This window comes from Enterobacter cloacae complex sp. HYC074_NIDB, assembly GCF_056673345.1.
This window is the reverse complement of the sequence record NZ_CP114214.1, coordinates 794,640-813,197: the sequence shown is the minus strand read 5'-3', so window position 1 is coordinate 813,197 and position 18,558 is coordinate 794,640. Positions and strand designations below refer to the sequence as shown.

At 56.3% G+C, this 18,558-nt stretch carries 16 protein-coding genes and 1 riboswitch; of the genes, 11 read left to right on the top strand and 5 right to left on the bottom strand.

The genetic code is table 11. From position 1 onward, the window contains the following. Window positions 1-49 precede the first annotated feature (49 nt). The gene (leuO, locus tag O1724_RS03925; RefSeq protein WP_022650390.1) at window positions 50-994 is read right to left on the bottom strand and encodes a transcriptional regulator LeuO; all 945 of its coding nucleotides are present in this window, start codon (window positions 992-994) and stop codon (window positions 50-52) included. 628 nt (window positions 995-1,622) lie between these two features. On the opposite strand from leuO, the gene leuL reads away from it, so the two are divergent. The 5 genes from leuL (at window position 1,623) to leuD (ending at window position 6,482) form a co-directional block, all read left to right on the top strand. Beyond that, window positions 1,623-1,709 (top strand): leu operon leader peptide, encoded by an 87-nt coding sequence (leuL, locus tag O1724_RS03920; protein ID WP_057979999.1) that lies wholly within the window; start codon window positions 1,623-1,625, stop codon window positions 1,707-1,709. A gap of 91 nt (window positions 1,710-1,800) precedes the next feature. Then, entirely contained in the window at window positions 1,801-3,372 is a 1,572-nt protein-coding gene (gene leuA, locus O1724_RS03915) for a 2-isopropylmalate synthase (protein ID WP_023315385.1), read from the top strand. Further along, the gene (leuB, locus tag O1724_RS03910; RefSeq protein ID WP_003856380.1) at window positions 3,372-4,463 is read left to right on the top strand and encodes a 3-isopropylmalate dehydrogenase; all 1,092 of its coding nucleotides are present in this window, start codon (window positions 3,372-3,374) and stop codon (window positions 4,461-4,463) included. The genes leuA and leuB overlap by 1 nt, the downstream gene beginning before the upstream one ends. A 2-nt stretch (window positions 4,464-4,465) precedes the next feature. Beyond that, window positions 4,466-5,866 (top strand): 3-isopropylmalate dehydratase large subunit, encoded by a 1,401-nt coding sequence (gene leuC, locus O1724_RS03905; RefSeq protein ID WP_003856382.1) that lies wholly within the window; start codon window positions 4,466-4,468, stop codon window positions 5,864-5,866. Window positions 5,867-5,876: 10 nt separating this feature from the next. Beyond that, window positions 5,877-6,482 carry a 3-isopropylmalate dehydratase small subunit gene (leuD, locus tag O1724_RS03900; RefSeq protein ID WP_023324149.1) on the top strand — a complete coding sequence of 202 codons (606 nt, stop codon included), beginning with the start codon at window positions 5,877-5,879 and terminating at the stop codon, window positions 6,480-6,482. A gap of 58 nt (window positions 6,483-6,540) precedes the next feature. Here leuD and O1724_RS03895 read toward each other — a convergent pair whose 3' ends face one another. Beyond that, window positions 6,541-7,719, bottom strand: coding sequence for a sugar efflux transporter (locus O1724_RS03895; protein ID WP_003856386.1), 1,179 nt, complete (start codon window positions 7,717-7,719; stop codon window positions 6,541-6,543). Between the two features lie 121 nt (window positions 7,720-7,840). After that, window positions 7,841-7,993: a glucose uptake inhibitor SgrT gene (gene sgrT, locus O1724_RS03890; RefSeq protein ID WP_003856388.1), complete on the bottom strand. Its 153-nt coding sequence runs from the start codon at window positions 7,991-7,993 to the stop codon at window positions 7,841-7,843. Window positions 7,994-8,081: 88 nt separating this feature from the next. On the opposite strand from sgrT, the gene sgrR reads away from it, so the two are divergent. From sgrR to thiQ, 4 genes are all read left to right on the top strand, one after another. Continuing rightward, the gene (gene sgrR / locus O1724_RS03885; RefSeq protein WP_045335533.1) at window positions 8,082-9,737 is read left to right on the top strand and encodes an HTH-type transcriptional regulator SgrR; all 1,656 of its coding nucleotides are present in this window, start codon (window positions 8,082-8,084) and stop codon (window positions 9,735-9,737) included. Between the two features lie 36 nt (window positions 9,738-9,773). Continuing rightward, window positions 9,774-9,874, top strand: a riboswitch (TPP riboswitch). Window positions 9,875-9,905: 31 nt separating this feature from the next. Then, window positions 9,906-10,889 carry a thiamine ABC transporter substrate binding subunit gene (thiB, locus tag O1724_RS03880; RefSeq protein WP_003856391.1) on the top strand — a complete coding sequence of 328 codons (984 nt, stop codon included), beginning with the start codon at window positions 9,906-9,908 and terminating at the stop codon, window positions 10,887-10,889. Then, complete coding sequence (gene thiP / locus O1724_RS03875) at window positions 10,865-12,475, top strand: thiamine/thiamine pyrophosphate ABC transporter permease ThiP (RefSeq protein WP_126297027.1); 1,611 nt, start codon at window positions 10,865-10,867, stop codon at window positions 12,473-12,475. The genes thiB and thiP overlap by 25 nt, the downstream gene beginning before the upstream one ends. After that, on the top strand, window positions 12,459-13,160 hold the full coding sequence (thiQ, locus tag O1724_RS03870) for a thiamine ABC transporter ATP-binding protein ThiQ (protein WP_126297028.1): 702 nt from the start codon (window positions 12,459-12,461) through the stop codon (window positions 13,158-13,160). The genes thiP and thiQ overlap by 17 nt, the downstream gene beginning before the upstream one ends. Before the next feature lie 43 nt (window positions 13,161-13,203). Here thiQ and O1724_RS03865 read toward each other — a convergent pair whose 3' ends face one another. Both O1724_RS03865 and araC read right to left on the bottom strand, forming a co-directional pair. Further along, window positions 13,204-13,971, bottom strand: coding sequence for a DedA family protein (locus O1724_RS03865; protein ID WP_017383796.1), 768 nt, complete (start codon window positions 13,969-13,971; stop codon window positions 13,204-13,206). Between the two features lie 118 nt (window positions 13,972-14,089). Further along, window positions 14,090-14,935 carry an arabinose operon transcriptional regulator AraC gene (araC, locus tag O1724_RS03860; protein ID WP_003856402.1) on the bottom strand — a complete coding sequence of 282 codons (846 nt, stop codon included), beginning with the start codon at window positions 14,933-14,935 and terminating at the stop codon, window positions 14,090-14,092. Between the two features lie 337 nt (window positions 14,936-15,272). Between araC and araB the strand changes: the two genes are divergently transcribed. Further along, window positions 15,273-16,982, top strand: coding sequence for a ribulokinase (gene araB / locus O1724_RS03855; protein WP_126297029.1), 1,710 nt, complete (start codon window positions 15,273-15,275; stop codon window positions 16,980-16,982). A gap of 10 nt (window positions 16,983-16,992) precedes the next feature. Next, window positions 16,993-18,495 (top strand): L-arabinose isomerase, encoded by a 1,503-nt coding sequence (gene araA / locus O1724_RS03850; protein ID WP_003856405.1) that lies wholly within the window; start codon window positions 16,993-16,995, stop codon window positions 18,493-18,495. Window positions 18,496-18,558: the final 63 nt, after the last annotated feature.

The following is an 18,558-nucleotide window of genomic DNA, read 5'->3' as shown; positions in this document are numbered from 1 at the left end:
AAAAACACAGAATAAACCGCATGGCACCATGCGGTTTATTCACCCTGTCTTATCGACGACAAATATTGATCAGCAGCTCTTCCATCCATTGATGCCCTTTATCCCGCCCCGCCGCTTCATGCCAGGAAAGATAACAGGTACGGCTATTCAGCTTGAGCGGCAGAGGTAAAATTTGCAGGCTCAGCGAATCGGAGAACTCTTCAGCAAGCCAGCGCGGTGCAATAGCGACTAGCTGCGTCTGAGAAACGACATTCAATACGCTGACCATCGCCATTCCCTGATAGGCCACGCTGGCTTGTTTATCGGCAGTGTCATACCACGGCAGACTAAATGAGGCATATCTGTCCAGAGCAACCACGGCATGCTGCTCGCTGTAAACATCGCTTTCACGCAGCGGAGAATTCATACGGGGATGTTTTTTGCTGGCGACTAACACCATTTCATCTTTAAACAACGGAACACAGGCAAACTCTGGACGGCGAAACTCTTCATAGCCCAGAACGAACTCCGTTTCCTGATAACGAAGCTGGTGCTCAGTATTTTGATTTAATGATGATTTAAAAACGAGATGAATATTAGGAGCAATCTGTTCAACTTTATTATATATAACAGACGTCAAATAATTGTCTAACGGACTGCAAACACAGAGATGGAAAACCCGTTCACTGCTTAAGGGTTCAAAACCCGAGCCGGGAAGCTCATTTTGTACCAGCTGTAGCGCCTGACGAATCGAACCGAATAGCTGGAATGCACGCGCCGTGGGCTGGATACCTCTTCCATAGCGGACGAATAACTCGTCGTTAAACATCACCTTAAGTCTGGCTACGGCATTACTCACGGCAGGTTGAGACATTCCCAGAGATTGCGCTGCTCGCGTAATATTCTGCTCCTGCATAACTGCATCAAATACAGTTAACAGATTGAGATCCACTGTGCGCAACTGAGGCTTAACCCCATCATAAGTCTGTGGTTGGTTAATATTATTTTCTGGCATTTCTGACTCCACCGTCACGCTAAATTCCCTTTGCCAAGGTACAGTAATAACTTCGAAAAATATGATTTACCATGCATATACAACAAGCGAAAGGAAATTATTTAAAATTCGGAATATATAAAGAAACCCCATTCAACGAGCGACTTTACGCATCCCATAAATGAAGAGCTAAAAATCGTTCAAAAGATATCTCAAACTTTAATGTGGGCATGAAACCATATAACAGACAAATGCACAATCAACGCACTCATTAATAATGACTTAAGTGTTATTAAACTATTAATGGCATACATCGCATTTTCATTAACAAAATGATATCAATTTTGATAACTTACTCACCCGCAAATCATTCATGTAATTTATAAATCAATGATATGAAACAGATTCCATTTCACAGCACATTGGTAAAAATAGTATGTTTAATTGCTACCAATTATATTCAAATTATTCCAGAGATGAATCGCCAGTCCAATAATAGACAATAAAATCGGTTAGACATGCAAAAACCAGCACAATTAGCTAATGTGTTTATCCTGTGCTAAGTGGCCGTTTTGCCTGAGAGGGGTTGACATGAGTTGGCGTATCCAGTACCACTAAAAGCATATCGCATTCACCTGGAGCACGATTCATGATTCGCACCCTTCGTTTCACCGGTCTACTACTACTAAACGCATCCACTGTGCGCGGTAGACTGGCGGGCGAAATTCAGCGTTGAATCGTCTTCAGTAAAACTAAAAACCCGCGCCACTGCGCGGGTTTTTTTATGCTCGTAGCAAGGCGCCCTAAGACTGACAAGGACCTAACCCATGAGCCAGCAAGTCGTTATTTTCGATACTACTTTACGTGACGGTGAACAGGCATTACAGGCGAGCCTGAGTGTTAAAGAAAAACTGCAAATTGCTCTGGCCCTCGAACGCATGGGTGTAGACGTAATGGAAGTCGGCTTTCCCGTCTCCTCGCCAGGTGATTTCGAGTCAGTGCAGACCATCGCCCGCACCATCAAAAACAGCCGCGTGTGCGGTCTGGCTCGCTGCGTAGAGAAAGATATTGATGTGGCCGCGGAATCCCTGAAAGTTGCAGAAGCCTTCCGTATCCATACATTCATTGCCACCTCCCCCATGCACATTGCGACCAAGCTGCGCAGTACGCTGGATGAAGTGATTGAACGTGCGGTGTATATGGTCAAACGCGCGCGTAACTACACTGATGACGTCGAATTCTCCTGTGAAGATGCAGGCCGCACGCCGATTGACGATTTGGCCCGGGTAGTGGAAGCCGCGATTAATGCCGGAGCCAGAACTATCAACATCCCGGATACCGTCGGCTACACCATGCCGTTTGAGTTCTCCAACATCATCACCGGCCTGTACGATCGCGTGCCAAATATTGATAAAGCCATCATCTCCGTGCATACCCATGACGATTTGGGCCTGGCCGTGGGCAATGCCATCGCAGCCGTCCACGCCGGCGCGCGTCAGGTAGAAGGCGCGATGAACGGTATCGGTGAACGCGCGGGCAACTGCTCGCTGGAAGAAGTGATCATGGCGATCAAGGTGCGCAAAGACATTATGAACGTGCACACCCGCATCAATCACAACGAGATCTGGCGCACCAGCCAGACCGTGAGCCAGATTTGCAACATGCCGATCCCGGCGAACAAGGCGATTGTTGGGGCTGGCGCGTTCGCCCACTCCTCCGGTATTCACCAGGATGGCGTGCTGAAGAACCGTGAAAACTACGAAATCATGACTCCGGAATCCATCGGTCTGAACCAGGTTCAGTTGAACCTGACCTCGCGCTCTGGCCGCGCGGCGGTAAAACACCGTATGGAAGAGATGGGTTATAAGGACAGCGATTACAACATGGATCAGCTGTACGACGCATTCCTGAAGCTGGCTGACAAGAAAGGCCAGGTCTTCGATTACGACCTGGAAGCACTGGCATTCATCAATAAACAGCAGGAAGAGCCAGAACACTTCCGTCTGGACTACTTCACCGTTCAGTCAGGCTCAAGCGATATCGCTACCGCCTCCGTCAAGCTGGCCTGCGGCGATGAAATTAAAGCGGAAGCCGCCAACGGTAACGGCCCTGTGGATGCCATTTACCAGGCGATTAACCGCGTCACTGAGTACGACGTAGAGCTGGTGAAATACGACCTGACGGCAAAAGGGCACGGTAAAGACGCCCTGGGCCAGGTTGATATCGTCGTCAACTACAACGGTCGCCGCTTCCACGGTGTGGGTCTGGCGACAGATATCGTCGAATCCTCCGCGAAAGCGATGGTGCATGTCCTGAACAACATCTGGCGCGCCGCCGAAGTCGAAAAAGAGTTGCAACGCAAAGCTCAGAATAAAGAGAACAACAAGGAAACCGTGTGATGTCGAAGAATTACCATATTGCTGTGTTGCCGGGTGACGGTATTGGCCCGGAAGTGATGGCACAGGCGCTGAAAGTACTGGAAGCTGTTCGTTCGCGTTTTGCGATGAAAATTACCACCAGCCACTACGACGTGGGCGGTATTGCGATTGATAATCACGGTACTCCCCTGCCGAAAGGGACTGTAGAAGGCTGCGAAAATGCCGATGCCGTTCTTTTTGGCTCCGTGGGCGGCCCAAAATGGGAACACCTGCCGCCAGCAGAGCAGCCAGAGCGCGGTGCGCTGCTGCCGTTGCGTAAGCACTTCAAACTGTTCAGCAACCTGCGTCCGGCGAAACTGTACCCGGGGCTGGAAGAGTTTTGCCCGCTGCGCGCGGATATCGCGGCCAACGGTTTCGACATCCTGTGCGTGCGTGAGTTGACCGGCGGCATCTACTTCGGTCAGCCAAAAGGTCGCGAAGGCAGCGGTCAGCATGAGAAAGCGTTTGATACCGAGGTCTATCACCGTTTTGAAATCGAACGTATCGCCCATATCGCGTTTGAGTCAGCGCGCAAACGCCGCCGTAAAGTAACCTCTATTGATAAAGCAAACGTGCTCCAGTCGTCTATTTTGTGGCGCGAAATCGTCAGTGAAGTCGCTAAGCAGTACCCGGACGTTGCGCTGTCGCATATGTATATCGACAACGCAACGATGCAGCTGATCAAAGATCCGTCTCAGTTTGACGTGCTGCTGTGCTCCAACCTGTTCGGCGATATTCTCTCGGATGAATGCGCCATGATCACCGGCTCCATGGGTATGCTGCCCTCGGCCAGCCTGAACGAAGAAGGCTTTGGCCTGTACGAACCGGCGGGCGGCTCCGCGCCGGATATCGCAGGCAAAAATATCGCCAACCCGATTGCGCAGATCCTCTCCCTGGCTCTGCTGCTGCGCTATAGCCTGGATGCAGGCGATGCAGCAACCGCAATTGAAAACGCCATTAACCGGGCGTTAGAAGAAGGTGTCCGTACCGGTGATTTAGCACGCGGCACGGCGGCAGTCAGTACCGATGAAATGGGCGACATCATTGCCCGCTATGTCGCTGAAGGGGTGTAATCATGGCTAAGACGTTATATGAGAAGTTGTTTGATGCGCACGTGGTCTACGAAGCACCAAACGAAACCCCACTGTTGTACATCGACCGTCATCTGGTACATGAAGTGACCTCTCCTCAGGCATTTGACGGCCTGCGCGCGCACAAGCGCCCGGTGCGTCAGCCGGGTAAAACCTTTGCCACGATGGATCACAACGTTTCCACCCAGACCAAAGACATCAATGCATCTGGCGAGATGGCGCGTATCCAGATGCAGGAGCTGATTAAGAACTGTAACGAGTTTGGCGTGGAGCTGTACGATCTGAACCACCCCTATCAGGGTATCGTCCACGTAATGGGGCCTGAGCAGGGGATTACCCTGCCAGGCATGACCATCGTCTGCGGCGACTCCCATACCGCAACCCACGGCGCATTTGGCGCGCTGGCGTTCGGGATTGGGACCTCTGAAGTTGAACACGTTCTGGCGACGCAGACCCTGAAGCAGGGCCGCGCCAAAACCATGAAGATTGAAGTGAAGGGGAAAGCCGCGCCGGGTATCACCGCGAAAGATATCGTGCTGGCGATTATCGGCAAAACCGGCAGTGCAGGCGGCACCGGTCACGTCGTTGAGTTCTGCGGAGATGCTATCCAGGCGCTGAGTATGGAAGGTCGTATGACCCTGTGCAACATGGCCATTGAGATGGGCGCCAAAGCAGGACTGGTGGCCCCAGACGAAACCACCTTCAACTATGTGAAGGGGCGTCTGCATGCGCCGAAAGGTCAGAATTTTGACGACGCGGTAGCGTACTGGAAAACCCTGAAAACGGACGAGGGGGCAATTTTTGATACCGTTGTGACGTTACAGGCGGAAGAGATCGCCCCGCAGGTCACCTGGGGCACCAACCCGGGCCAGGTGATTTCTGTCAACGACAGCATTCCTGACCCGGCTTCCTTCGCCGATCCGGTCGAGCGCGCCAGTGCGGAAAAGGCGCTGGCCTATATGGGGCTGAAACCCGGCGTACCGCTGACCGACGTGAGCATTGATAAAGTGTTCATCGGCTCCTGTACCAACTCCCGTATTGAAGATTTACGCGCTGCGGCAGAAATTGCTAAAGGCCGCAAAGTGGCGCCGGGCGTGCAGGCGCTGGTTGTGCCGGGCTCCGGTCCGGTGAAAGCCCAGGCGGAAGCGGAGGGTCTGGATAAGATCTTTATCGAAGCAGGCTTCGAATGGCGCCTGCCCGGCTGCTCCATGTGTCTGGCGATGAACAACGACCGCCTGAATCCGGGCGAGCGATGTGCCTCCACCAGCAACCGTAACTTTGAAGGCCGTCAGGGCCGCGGTGGGCGCACCCACCTGGTCAGCCCGGCAATGGCCGCCGCTGCGGCAGTCACCGGTCATTTCGCCGATATTCGCAGCCTGAAATAAGGAGACAATCATGGCAGAGAAATTTACCCAACATACGGGCCGTGTTGTCCCGCTGGATGCCGCTAACGTCGATACTGACGCGATCATTCCTAAGCAGTTTTTGCAGAAAGTGACGCGCACGGGTTTTGGTGCGCATCTGTTCAACGACTGGCGCTTCCTCGACGATAAAGGCGAAGTGCCAAACCCGGAATTCGTCCTGAACTTTCCGGAATACAAAGGCGCCTCCATTTTGCTGGCGCGGGAAAACTTTGGCTGCGGATCGTCGCGTGAACATGCGCCATGGGCATTGACCGACTACGGCTTTAAGGTGGTTATCGCCCCAAGCTTCGCGGATATCTTCTACGGCAACAGCTTTAACAACCAGCTGCTGCCGGTGACGCTGAGTGACGAACAGGTCGATGAATTGTTCGCGCTGGTTAAGGCAAATCCGGGCATGTCGTTTGAAGTGGATCTGGAAGGGGAGGTGGTGAAAGCCGGGGATAAAACCTACAGCTTCAGCATTGATGCCTTCCGTCGCCACTGCATGCTGAACGGTCTGGACAGCATTGGTTTAACTCTCCAGCACGAAGACGCCATCTCCGCGTACGAGAAAAAACAGCCTGCGTTTATGGGCTAAAGACAATGGCCCGCAAAAAGCGGGCCATTGATTTGTTTCGTAAAGCCGCCTTCCAAAATCAGACATCCTTAACCCGGCAAGTCAGCCCAAGCGTAACCACCGAAATCGCGGCAATCACCCAGTAAACTGAGCCATGCCCGTAACTTTGCGCCAGCGCCCCCTGAATCACCCCCGCCAGGATCACTCCGGTCGAAATACTGTTGGTAAAAAGCGTGGTCGCAGAGCCTGCGCGTCCGGGCATAAGATCCTGGAACCAGAGCATGCCGATCCCGGCAACGATGCCGATAAATACCGCGTTAAACAGCTGTAACGTCAGCAAAGCTTCACGCGAATGGAACAGGATCAGCCCCGCGTAGAACACCACCCCAGCCGCCACGGCGACAACCATCATCCGACGCTTTCCGAAACGTTTGACGTAGTAACCCGCCAGAATCATCGCCGGAATTTCCAGCCCGGCAGCGGTGCCCATTAAGATCCCCGCGAGCTTGTCCGGTAAGCCCAGATCGCTGCTGATCCACAGCGGCATATCGATGATGTACATGGTGTTACAGGTCCACATCAGCGTGGAGGCGATAAACAACATGCGGACGTTTTTATCCTGCCAGCCGCTCACCTGCGTGATGGGCTTGTCCGTCACCTGCTCTACGCGCGCCACCGATGGCAGCGCAAAGGCTATCAGCGCCAGGCTGATGACAAAAATCCCCGCCGCGATGGAAAACATGGTGGTGAAGCCGTAGTTCAGCGCCAGCATGAACGCCAGCGGGGGACCGATGACCCACGCGAGAGAGAGCTGCGCACGCATCACCGAGCTGAACATCACCACTTCCCTCGCCGAGTTGTCGGCGTACTCCCGTGCCAGGGCGAAGAGCTGCGGCATGGCGGTGTTCGCCAGAGAGGCCAGCAGCACGCCGCAGGTAATGAGCGTCAGGTAATGGCGGTTGAAGGCAAACAGCAGCGCGTTGCCCACGGCCATTGCGCAACAAAAGAGGATCAGCTTGCGGCGATCGCCCTGGCTGTCGGATCGTTTCGCCAGCCACAGGCTGACGAGGATCCCGGCAATGGCGTTGACGGTGTAGAACAGGCCCACCCAAAACGGCTGCGCCCCCACCTCGCGGCTGAGAAACAGGCTCAGCGTCGGCGCCTGTAGCGCGCCGGCTACGCCCATCATGAAGGCCACCAGCATAAAAGCGGCGTACACGCCATTCAGGCGTCGCCCCATCGTCATCAACCAGAGCATGCGCAAGTCCTTATGAAAGCGAATCGAAATTGGGTGAAATAGTAAACGAAAAAAGCCAGCAAAAAACATTTTGCTGGCGGGTGATTAGCACCAATACTCAGTCACACATGATCGAGGCGAGTTAGCGAGAAGAGGTCGGTTTCGTAACGTCCCACTGCATCAGATCTTCCAGTATTCTCAGCCGCTGCTCTGCGCACTGGCGGGCCAGCCAGGACACTCCCTTTGTCGCTGAAAAATAGTGCTGATAAAACTGACGTGCGGTAGACCTCTTCATAATTTACCTCCTCGCTTCATCGATAAGGATTATTGGCTTAATATAGGGATTAATAAATTGCTGATTTTTTGTCAGGAGTTCCCCTTTTATGCCTTCTGGTCGTCTGCAACAACAATTTATCCGCCTCTGGCAGTGCTGCGAGGGGCAATCGCAGGAGACCACGCTGAACGAGCTGGCTGAACTCCTCAACTGCTCCCGGCGTCATATGCGTACCCTCCTCAACACCATGCAGCAGCAGGGCTGGCTAAACTGGGAGGCTGAAGCCGGACGCGGCAAGCGCTCGCGCCTGACTTTCCTTTATACCGGCCTGGCGCTACAGCAACAGCGGGCGGAGGATCTGCTGGAGCAGGACCGTATCGATCAGCTGGTCCAGCTGGTGGGCGACAAGGCCGCCGTGCGCCAAATGCTGGTCTCCCATCTCGGACGCAGTTTTCGTCAGGGCCGACACATTCTGCGGGTGCTCTACTACCGTCCGATGAAAAATCTGTTGCCCGGCACGGCGTTACGGCGTTCTGAAACCCACATGGCCCGACAAATCTTCAGCGGCCTGACGCGAATAAATGAGGAAAACGGGGAACTGGAGGCGGATATCGCGCACCACTGGCAACAGCTTTCCCCGCGCCACTGGCGCTTTTTCTTACGCCCCGGCATTCATTTCCACCATGGACGCGAGCTGGAGATGCGCGACGTTATCGATTCCTTAGAGCGAGCCCGCACGCTGCCGCTCTATTCGCATATCTCGCGGATCCACTCCCCAACGGCCTGGACGCTGGATATTGAGCTATCGCAGCCGGACAAATGGCTTCCGTGGCTTCTGGGCTACGTCCCCTCAATGATCCTGCCTGCCGAGTGGCGCTCCCTGAACAATTTTTCCAGCCAGCCGATTGGTACGGGCCCCTACTCCGTTACACGAAACAACAGTAATCAGCTGAAGATCCGCGCCTTTGATGATTACTTTGGCTACAGGGCGTTGATCGACGAAGTGAACGTCTGGGTGTTACCGGATCTCAACGAAGAGCTGAGCGCAGGCCTGACCCTGGAAGGGCCAACAGCCGGTGAAAAGGCGTTCGAAAGCCGCCTGGAGGAGGGCTGCTACTACTTGCTCTTTGATAGCCGCAGCCATCGCGGGGCAAACCACGACGTACGCAGGTGGATCAGCCATATTCTTGCCCCTGCTAACCTGATTTATCACGCAGAGGAGCAATACCAGACCTGGTGGTTCCCGGCCTATGGCCTGCTTCCGCGCTGGCACCATGCGCAGCCAGTGCGCAGTGAAAAACCTGCCGGACTGGAGACCATCACCCTCAGCTACTATCGCGATCACATTGAGCACAGGTTTATCGCAAGGATCATGAGCACGCTGCTGGCAGCCGAAGGCGTGACGCTGGCGATACAGGAAGTCGATTATGATGAATGGCATCGCGGAGACGTCATCAGCGATATCTGGCTCAACAGCGCAAACTTTACGCTGCCGCTTGATTTCTCGCTCTTTTCTCACCTGTACGAAGTGCCCCTGATTCAGCACTGTATCAACCGGGACTGGCAGCAGGACGCCGCACGGTGGCGGGCAGGAGAAATGGATCTGGCCGCCTGGTGTCAGGAATTACTGGCCGGGCAGACGATCGTACCGTTGATTCACCACTGGCTGCTGATCCAGGGCCAGCGCAGCATGCGCGGCCTGCGGATGAACACCCTGGGCTGGTTTGATTTTAAATCCGCCTGGTTTGCGCCGCCGGAGCCATAACGCTTTCGTAATATTCACCAAATCATTACAATAGCGCCGTTCTCAACGGGGTGCTGCATCACAGATGTGCGCTGAGATAATACCCGTCGAACCTGATCCGGATAACGCCGGCGAAGGGATTTGAGGCTGTCGCTCAAAATCCTTTGCCACTCAACCCTGAGGTGCAAAGTGTTAAAAAACGTTCTTCCTCTGCTGGCGCTGTTTGCGCTGCCTGTTTTTGCTAAGCCTGTTCTGACGGTCTACACCTACGACTCCTTCTCCGCCGACTGGGGCCCTGGCCCGGTGGTAAAAAAAGCCTTTGAAGCGGACTGCAACTGCGAGTTGAAATTCGTGGCGCTGGAAGATGGCGTCTCGCTGCTTAACCGGCTGCGCATGGAAGGCAAAAACAGCAAAGCCGACGTGGTGCTCGGGCTGGATAACAACCTGCTGGAAGCCGCCACCCAAACCAGACTGTTCGCCAAAAGCGGCGTGGCGGCAGATGCCGTTAACGTACCGGGCGGCTGGAAAAACGACACCTTCGTTCCCTTTGATTACGGTTACTTTGCGTTTGTCTACGATAAAAACAAGCTGAAGAATCCGCCCAAAAGCCTGAAAGAGCTGGTCGAAAGTGACCAGAAATGGCGCGTGATTTACGAAGATCCGCGTACCAGCACGCCGGGTCTGGGGCTGCTGCTGTGGATGCAAAAAGTTTACGGGGATAAAACGCCGGAAGCGTGGCAGAAGCTGGCCGCGAAAACCGTTACCGTCACCAAAGGCTGGAGCGAAGCCTATGGCCTGTTCCTGAAAGGCGAAAGCGACCTGGTGCTGAGCTACACTACCTCTCCGGCCTACCACATTATCGCCGAGAAGAAAGACAACTACGCCGCCGCGAACTTTGCTGAAGGGCATTATTTGCAGGTGGAAGTGGCCGCCCGCACCGCCGCGAGCAAACAGCCGGAGCTTGCCGAAAAATTCCTGAAATTTATGATCTCCCCGGCATTTCAGAACGCTATTCCGACCGGCAACTGGATGTACCCGGTCACTGACGTTGCGCTGCCGGCAGGCTTTGAGCAGCTAAACAAGCCGCAAACCTCACTGGAATTTACGCCGCAGCAGGTTGCCGCCCAGCGCGCCGCATGGATTAGTGAATGGCAACGCGCCGTCAGCCGCTGATCCCCGGCTGGTTAGTTCCCGGCCTGCTCGCCGCCGTACTGATGGTCGTCGTCAGCCTGGGTGCATTCCTTGCGCTGTGGTTTAACGCGCCAGAGAGCGATCTGCTCGCCCTCTGGCACGACAGCTATCTCTGGCACGTCATCCGCTTCTCCTTCTGGCAGGCGTTTCTCTCCGCGCTGCTGTCGGCGATCCCGGCCATTTTCCTTGCACGCGCCCTCTATCGCAGACGTTTCCCCGGCAGGCTTGCCCTGCTGCGGCTGTGCGCGATGACGCTGATCCTGCCCGTGCTGGTGGCGGTGTTCGGCATTCTGAGCGTCTACGGTCGGCAGGGCTGGCTGGCATCCCTCTTCAACCTGCTTGGTCTGGAATGGACCTTCTCCCCTTACGGCCTGAAAGGCATTCTGCTGGCGCATATTTTTTTCAATATGCCGATGGCGACGCGCCTCTTTTTACAGGCGCTGGAAAACATTCCCGGTGAGCAGCGTCAGATTGCCGCCCAGCTTGGCATGCGCGGCTGGTCGTTCTTCCGCTTTGTCGAATGGCCGTGGCTGCGACGCCAGATTGCTCCGGTTGCCGCGCTAATCTTTATGCTCTGCTTCGCCAGCTTCGCGACCGTACTTTCTCTCGGCGGCGGGCCGCAGGCCACCACCATTGAGCTGGCGATCTATCAGGCCTTAAGTTACGACTACGATCCGGGCCGCGCCGCGCTGCTGGCGATCGTGCAGATGGTCTGCTGCCTGGCGCTGGTGTTACTCAGCCAGCGGCTAAGTAAAGCGATCCCCACAGGTAGCAATAACCTGACAGGCTGGCGCGATCCGCAGGACAGCCTGCACAGCCGCGTCGCGGATTTTATGCTAATCGCATTGGCACTCCTGCTTCTGCTGCCCCCGCTGCTGGCCGTTATTGTTGATGGCCTGAATCGCAATGTGTTGTCGGTACTGCAACAGCCTGTCCTGTGGCAGGCGACGTGGACCTCATTGCGCATCGCGCTGGCAGCCGGGATCCTGTGCGTGATCCTGACCATGATGCTGCTCTGGAGCAGCCGCGAGCTGTACGCGCGTCATGCCCGTAAAGCCGCACACGCGCTGGAGCTGACGGGTATGCTGATCCTGGCGATGCCGGGCATTGTGCTGGCGACCGGATTCTTTTTACTGTTCAACAGCACCATCGGCCTGCCGGAAAGCGCCGACGGCATCGTCATTTTTACCAACGCACTGATGGCCATCCCTTACGCGCTCAAGGTGCTGGAAAACCCGATGCGCGACGTCAACAGCCGCTACAGTTTGCTGTGTCAGTCGCTGGGCATGCAGGGCTGGCAGCGTCTGAAGGTGGTCGAACTGCGCGCGCTAAAGCGTCCGCTGGCCCAGGCGCTGGCGTTTGCCTGCGTGCTGTCGATTGGCGATTTTGGCGTGGTGGCCCTCTTCGGCAACGAGGATTTCCGCACGCTGCCGTTCTGGCTTTATCAGCAAATTGGCTCCTATCGTAGCCAGGACGGCGCCGTCACGGCGCTGCTCCTGTTACTGCTGTGCTTTGCGTTATTTACCGTTATCGAAAAACTTCCGGGGCGTGATGTTAAAACTGACTGATGTAACCTGGCTTTATGAGCACCTGCCAATGCGTTTTACCCTCTCCGTTCGTCAGGGAGAGCGAATAGCAGTGCTTGGCCCCAGCGGGGCCGGAAAAAGTACCCTGCTCAATCTGATTGCCGGTTTTTTACAGCCTGCCAGCGGGTCGATCGTCATTGATAATGGCGAGTATACCTACGCTCCGCCAGCTAAACGCCCGGTGTCGATGCTGTTCCAGGAAAACAATCTGTTCAATCATCTTACGGTGTGGCAGAACATCGCGCTGGGTATGGATCCGGGGTTAAAGCTCAGTGCTGCGCAGCGTCAGACGCTGGAGGCAATCGCCGAACAAATGGGCCTGGCTGCGTTTATCAACAGACTACCGGGTGAGCTTTCGGGCGGCCAGCGCCAGCGCGTGGCGCTGGCGCGCTGTCTGGTGCGCAAGCAGCCGCTGCTGCTGCTCGACGAACCCTTTTCGGCGCTCGACCCGGCCCTGCGTCAGGAGATGCTCTCGCTGGTTGAGGAGGTTTGCGAGCGCGAGCAACTGACGATGCTGATGGTTTCGCATAGCATCGAAGATGCCGCACGCATCGCGCCGCGATCGGTGGTGATCGCGGAGGGACGTATTCTGTGGGATGGGGAAACAGAAGAACTTCTGAGTGGTAAGGCGGGGGCGTCTTCATTGTTGGGTATTCGTGCGGTCTGATGCCCTCACCCTGGCCCTCTCCCACAGGGAGAGGGAAAACACCTTAACGGCTCACCACCTTTAACAGGATCTCGCCGTACACCGGCATCAGCGGGTGACGAATCAGCGCGACCAGCGCGACCACTGCCACGCCGAGCGTCAGCGGGGCCAGCCAGAGCAGGCGAGTGCGCGGAAGATAGCGCGTCAGACGATCAACACTGGCTTTCGCGCTGCGCCACAGGCGCCAGCAGAGCCAGACCGCCAGCCACAGCAGCACCGCCGTGCCCAGCAGCAGCCATTTAAACTCACCGCTTTGCATACCGTCAGGAATATCAATCGCCGCGCCCGCCAGGATACCCGGCAGGAAGTAGAACGGCGGCCAGAAGACGCAGCCGATGATATTCGGCACCACAAACTTCGCGACGGGCAGATCCAGCATCCCGGCCACCATCGGCACCAGCGGACGCGTTGGGCCAACGAAGCGCCCCACGAGGATGGTGAACATGCTGTGCTGGTGCAGCGCATGCTCGGTTTTATCCAGCAGCGCTTTGTTTTTTTTCATGAACGACCAGCGGTGCAGCGGCTTCTTAAAGCGCCAGCCCAGCCAGAAGGAGATCCAGTCCCCCAGCAAACAGCCGATAATACCGGCCATCCACGCCTGCCAGAAATTGACCTCGCCGCTGCCGATAAGCGCCCCAAGCCCCGCCATCATCACGGTGCCGGGCAGGATCAGCCCGACCAGCGCCAGCGACTCCAGAAACGCCACCAGCGCCACGGCGATGAGCGAATACATAACGGACTGGGTAATAAAATGTTCCAGCAATGCCTGCATAACTATTCCGGTCAGAAAACGAATCAGCGATTCTGCTTAGCGCCCTGCACCGCGTCAAGGCATCAATTGTCTGAATAGTTTACAAGATGCGCCTGAAGTTCACCTGAATGTTTACCGATTATTCACATCCCGCACGGAATTCGCTCGGGCTGGCACCGGTGCACTTCTTAAACACGCGAGAGAAATAGAGCTGATCTTCAAAGCCGACGTTACGCCCGACGGTGGCGATAGGCATTCGGGTGGTGCTGAGCAGCAGTTTCGCCTGGCTGATGCGCTGATCCTCGCGCCAGCTGAGTACGCTCACGCCAAGCTGCTGGCGGAACAGATGCGACAGCCGTGACGGCGACAGGCACACATGCTGGGCGACGCTGGCAATATCAAACTGGCTGTCGGCAAGGTGGTCGCTGATGTACTGGCAGGCGTCGCGGACGCGGTTGTCCAGCGGCGGATTAAGCGACTCGTTGATGGCCTCCATGCGGCGCAGCAGCACCTGTTCAAGCAGGTTGATGGCCAGCAGTTCGGCGTAGCGCCCGCCCGCCTGCCCTGCCTCAATAATCTGTGCGAACAGCTCACGGAACTGCGCCAGATGCGCCTCATCCGGGCGATATAAACCGGTATGGGCGAAAATGGCCGGCCACGAGAGCCACTCCTGCCAGTAGGCGCGCGGACGGAAATAGACCCACTGGTGATACCACTCTTTGGCATCCGGGTGGCGCCCGTAGTGATGGATCTCCCCCGGCGGGAACAGCAGCATATCACCGGGGCGGCAGATAAACTGTTGATCCCCATTTTTGACGACGCCTTCTCCGCGTACGGTCAGGTTCAGGATATATCCCTTCATGCCAAGAGGGCGATCGACGTAAAAATCGAGATATCCCTCGGCCTCAATTGGCGTCAGTCCCGCCACCAGATGGGCGTTAAATGAGTAGCCCGGCAGTAAGGGATCGTTTTGCGGTTCGGCCATAGATTCAGTTCTCCCAAGGGTCCTGAAGGAAACCAATTGTCCATATCGATACAAGCAGTATAAAAATGGCCCGCGAAAAGATCCAAAAAGCATCACGCCTCTTTTACGTCCGCCATGTTTCAGCCTTTCCCCCTGATTTCTCCGCCAGCACGGGCAGATAAGCAGTAACAAAAGTGTCTATAAGTGCGGCAGAAATGTCCACATAGAATATTTGCACGGCGTCACACTTTGCGTGGCTACAGCAATTTAGTCCATAAGATTAGCGGATCCTGCCTGACGATTTTTGTCCCTAGTCTCTAATGTTCTTCCATACCTGTTTTTTGGATGGAGCAACACCATGGCAATTGCAATTGGCCTCGATTTTGGCAGCGACTCAGTTCGCGCGCTGGCAGTGGACTGTACGACTGGCCAGGAGATAGCAACCAGCGTTGAGTGGTATCCGCGCTGGCAAGAGGGGCGCTACTGCGATGCGCCAAACAACCAGTTCCGTCACCACCCGCGGGACTACATCGAGTCGATGGAAGCGGCGATCAAAACCGTTCTGGCGGAGTTGACCGACGCCCAGCGGGCCGATGTCGTGGGGATTGGCGTCGACAGCACCGGCTCAACGCCTGCCCCTGTCGATGCCGAAGGCCGCGTACTGGCGCTGCGACCGGAGTTTGCCGACAACCCGAACGCCATGTTTGTGCTGTGGAAAGACCATACCGCCGTGGAAGAGGCGGAAGCCATCACCCGCTTATGCCATCAGCCGGGCAAAACTGACTACTCCCGCTACATCGGCGGGATTTACTCCAGCGAGTGGTTCTGGGCCAAGATCCTGCACGTTACCCGCGCGGACGCGTCGGTCGCACAGGCAGCGGCGTCATGGATTGAGCTGTGCGACTGGGTTCCCGCCCTGCTCTCCGGCACCACGCGTCCGCAGGATATTCGCCGCGGCCGTTGCAGCGCCGGGCATAAATCGCTGTGGCATGAAAGCTGGGGTGGTCTGCCTCCGGCAGCGTTCTTCGATGAACTCGACCCGATCATCAACAAAAACCTGACATACCCGCTGTTCACCGACACCTTCACCGCCGATATCCCGGTCGGCACGCTCTGCGAAGAGTGGGCGAAACGCCTCGGTCTGCCGCAAAACGTGACCATTTCCGGCGGCGCGTTCGACTGCCATATGGGGGCCGTGGGCGCGGGTGCGCAGCCCAACACGCTGGTGAAAGTTATCGGCACCTCCACCTGTGACATTCTGACGGCAGATAAAGCCAGCGTCGGCGACCGCGCGGTGAAAGGCATCTGCGGTCAGGTTGACGGCAGCGTGGTGCCTGATTTTATCGGCCTTGAAGCGGGCCAGTCCGCCTTCGGTGATATTTATGCCTGGTTTGGCCGCGTGCTCGGCTGGCCGCTGGATCAGCTGGCTGCCGCGCATCCTGAACTGAAAACGCAGATTACGGCGAGCAAAAAACAGCTCCTGCCGCAGCTCACCGACGCCTGGGCAAAAAATCCGTCTCTCGACCACCTGCCGGTGGTGCTGGACTGGTTCAACGGCCGTCGTACGCCGTTTGCCAACCAGCGTCTGAAAGGAGTGATTACCGATCTCAACCTCGCGACCGACGCGCCCGCGCTGTTTGGCGGCCTGATCGCCGCCACCGCGTTCGGCGCGCGTGCCATCATGGAGTGCTTCATCGACCAGGGCATTGACGTGATCAACGTGATGGCGCTGGGCGGGATCGCCCGTAAAAATCCGGTGATTATGCAGGCCTGCTGCGACGTGCTGAACCGGTCGCTGCAAATTGTGGCCTCCGATCAGTGCTGTGCGCTGGGTGCCGCGATTTTCGCTGCCGTGGCCGCAGGCGTCCATGCGGATATCCCGACCGCGCAACAGCATATGGCGAGCGCCGTCGAAAATACGCTCCATCCGCAGACTCAGCAGGCACAACGCTTTGAACAGCTTTATCAGCGCTACCAGCAATGGGCAAAAAGCGCCGAACTTCACTATCTCCCTGTCGCCGCCCCGGCCAAAAGCACCGCGGACACTACGGCAACCCTGACACATTAAGGACACGATAATGACCATTTTTAATAATTATGAAGTGTGGTTTGTGATTGGCAGCCAGCATTTGTACGGACCGGAAGCGTTGCAGCAGGTGACGAAACACGCGGAGCACGTTGTGAATGCGCTGAACGCGGAAGCCAAACTGCCGTGCAAACTGGTGCTGAAGCCGCTGGGGACTACCCCGGACGAAATCACCAACATTTGCCGCGATGCCAATTACGATGACAAATGCGCTGGCCTGGTGGTGTGGCTGCACACCTTCTCACCAGCCAAAATGTGGATCAACGGCCTGGCTATCCTCAACAAACCGCTGTTGCAATTCCACACGCAGTTCAACGCCTCCCTGCCGTGGGACAGCATCGACATGGACTTCATGAACCTGAACCAGACCGCGCACGGCGGCCGCGAGTTCGGCTTCATCGGCGCGCGCATGCGTCAACAGCATGCCGTGGTGACCGGCCACTGGCAGGATGGCCAGGCACAAAAACGCATTGGCTCCTGGATGCGTCAGGCGGTATCTAAGCAGGATACCCGTCACCTGAAAGTGGTGCGTTTCGGCGACAACATGCGCGAAGTGGCGGTCACCGACGGTGATAAAGTGGCCGCGCAGATTAAATTTGGCTTTTCCGTCAACACCTGGGCGGTGGGCGACCTGGTGCAGGTGGTGAATGACATCAGCGATGGCGACGTTAACGCGCTGGTGGACGAGTACGAAAGCAGCTACCGTCTGACGCCTGCGGCACAAATCAACGGCGACAAGCGCCAGAATGTGCTGGACGCGGCGCGCATTGAGCTGGGCATGAAGCGCTTCCTGGAACAGGGCGGCTTCCACGCTTTTACCACCACCTTTGAAGATCTCCACGGCCTGAAACAGCTCCCGGGTCTGGCGGTACAACGTCTGATGCAGCAGGGCTACGGCTTTGCGGGCGAAGGCGACTGGAAAACTGCCGCTCTGCTTCGCATCATGAAGGTGATGTCAACCGGTCTACAGGGCGGCACCTCTTTTATGGAGGACTACACCTACCACTTCGAGAACGGCAACGATCTGGTGCTCGGCTCGCACATGCTGGAAGTGTGTCCATCCATCGCGGTTGAAGAGAAACCGATCCTCGACGTGCAGTACCTCGGCATTGGCGGCAAAGCGGATCCGGCCCGTCTGATCTTCAACACCCGTACCGGCCCGGCCATTAACGCCAGCCTGATCGACCTCGGCGACCGTTTCCGCCTGCTGGTGAACTGCGTCGATGCGGTGGAAACTCCGCATTCTCTGCCGAAACTGCCGGTCGCCAACGCCTTGTGGAAAGCGCAGCCTGACCTGCCAACCGCGTCGGAAGCCTGGATCCTGGCCGGCGGCGCGCACCACACCGTATTCAGCCACGCGCTTGACCTGAACGATATGCGTCAGTTTGCCGAGCTGCACGACATCGAACTGACCGTGATTGATAACGATACCCGTCTGCCAGCCTTTAAAGACGCGCTGCGCTGGAACGAAGTCTATTACGGTTCAAAACGCTAAGCCCTGAATGCCCGGTGGCACTTCGTTTACCGGGCCTACGGTTCTGTAGGCCGGATAAGCGAA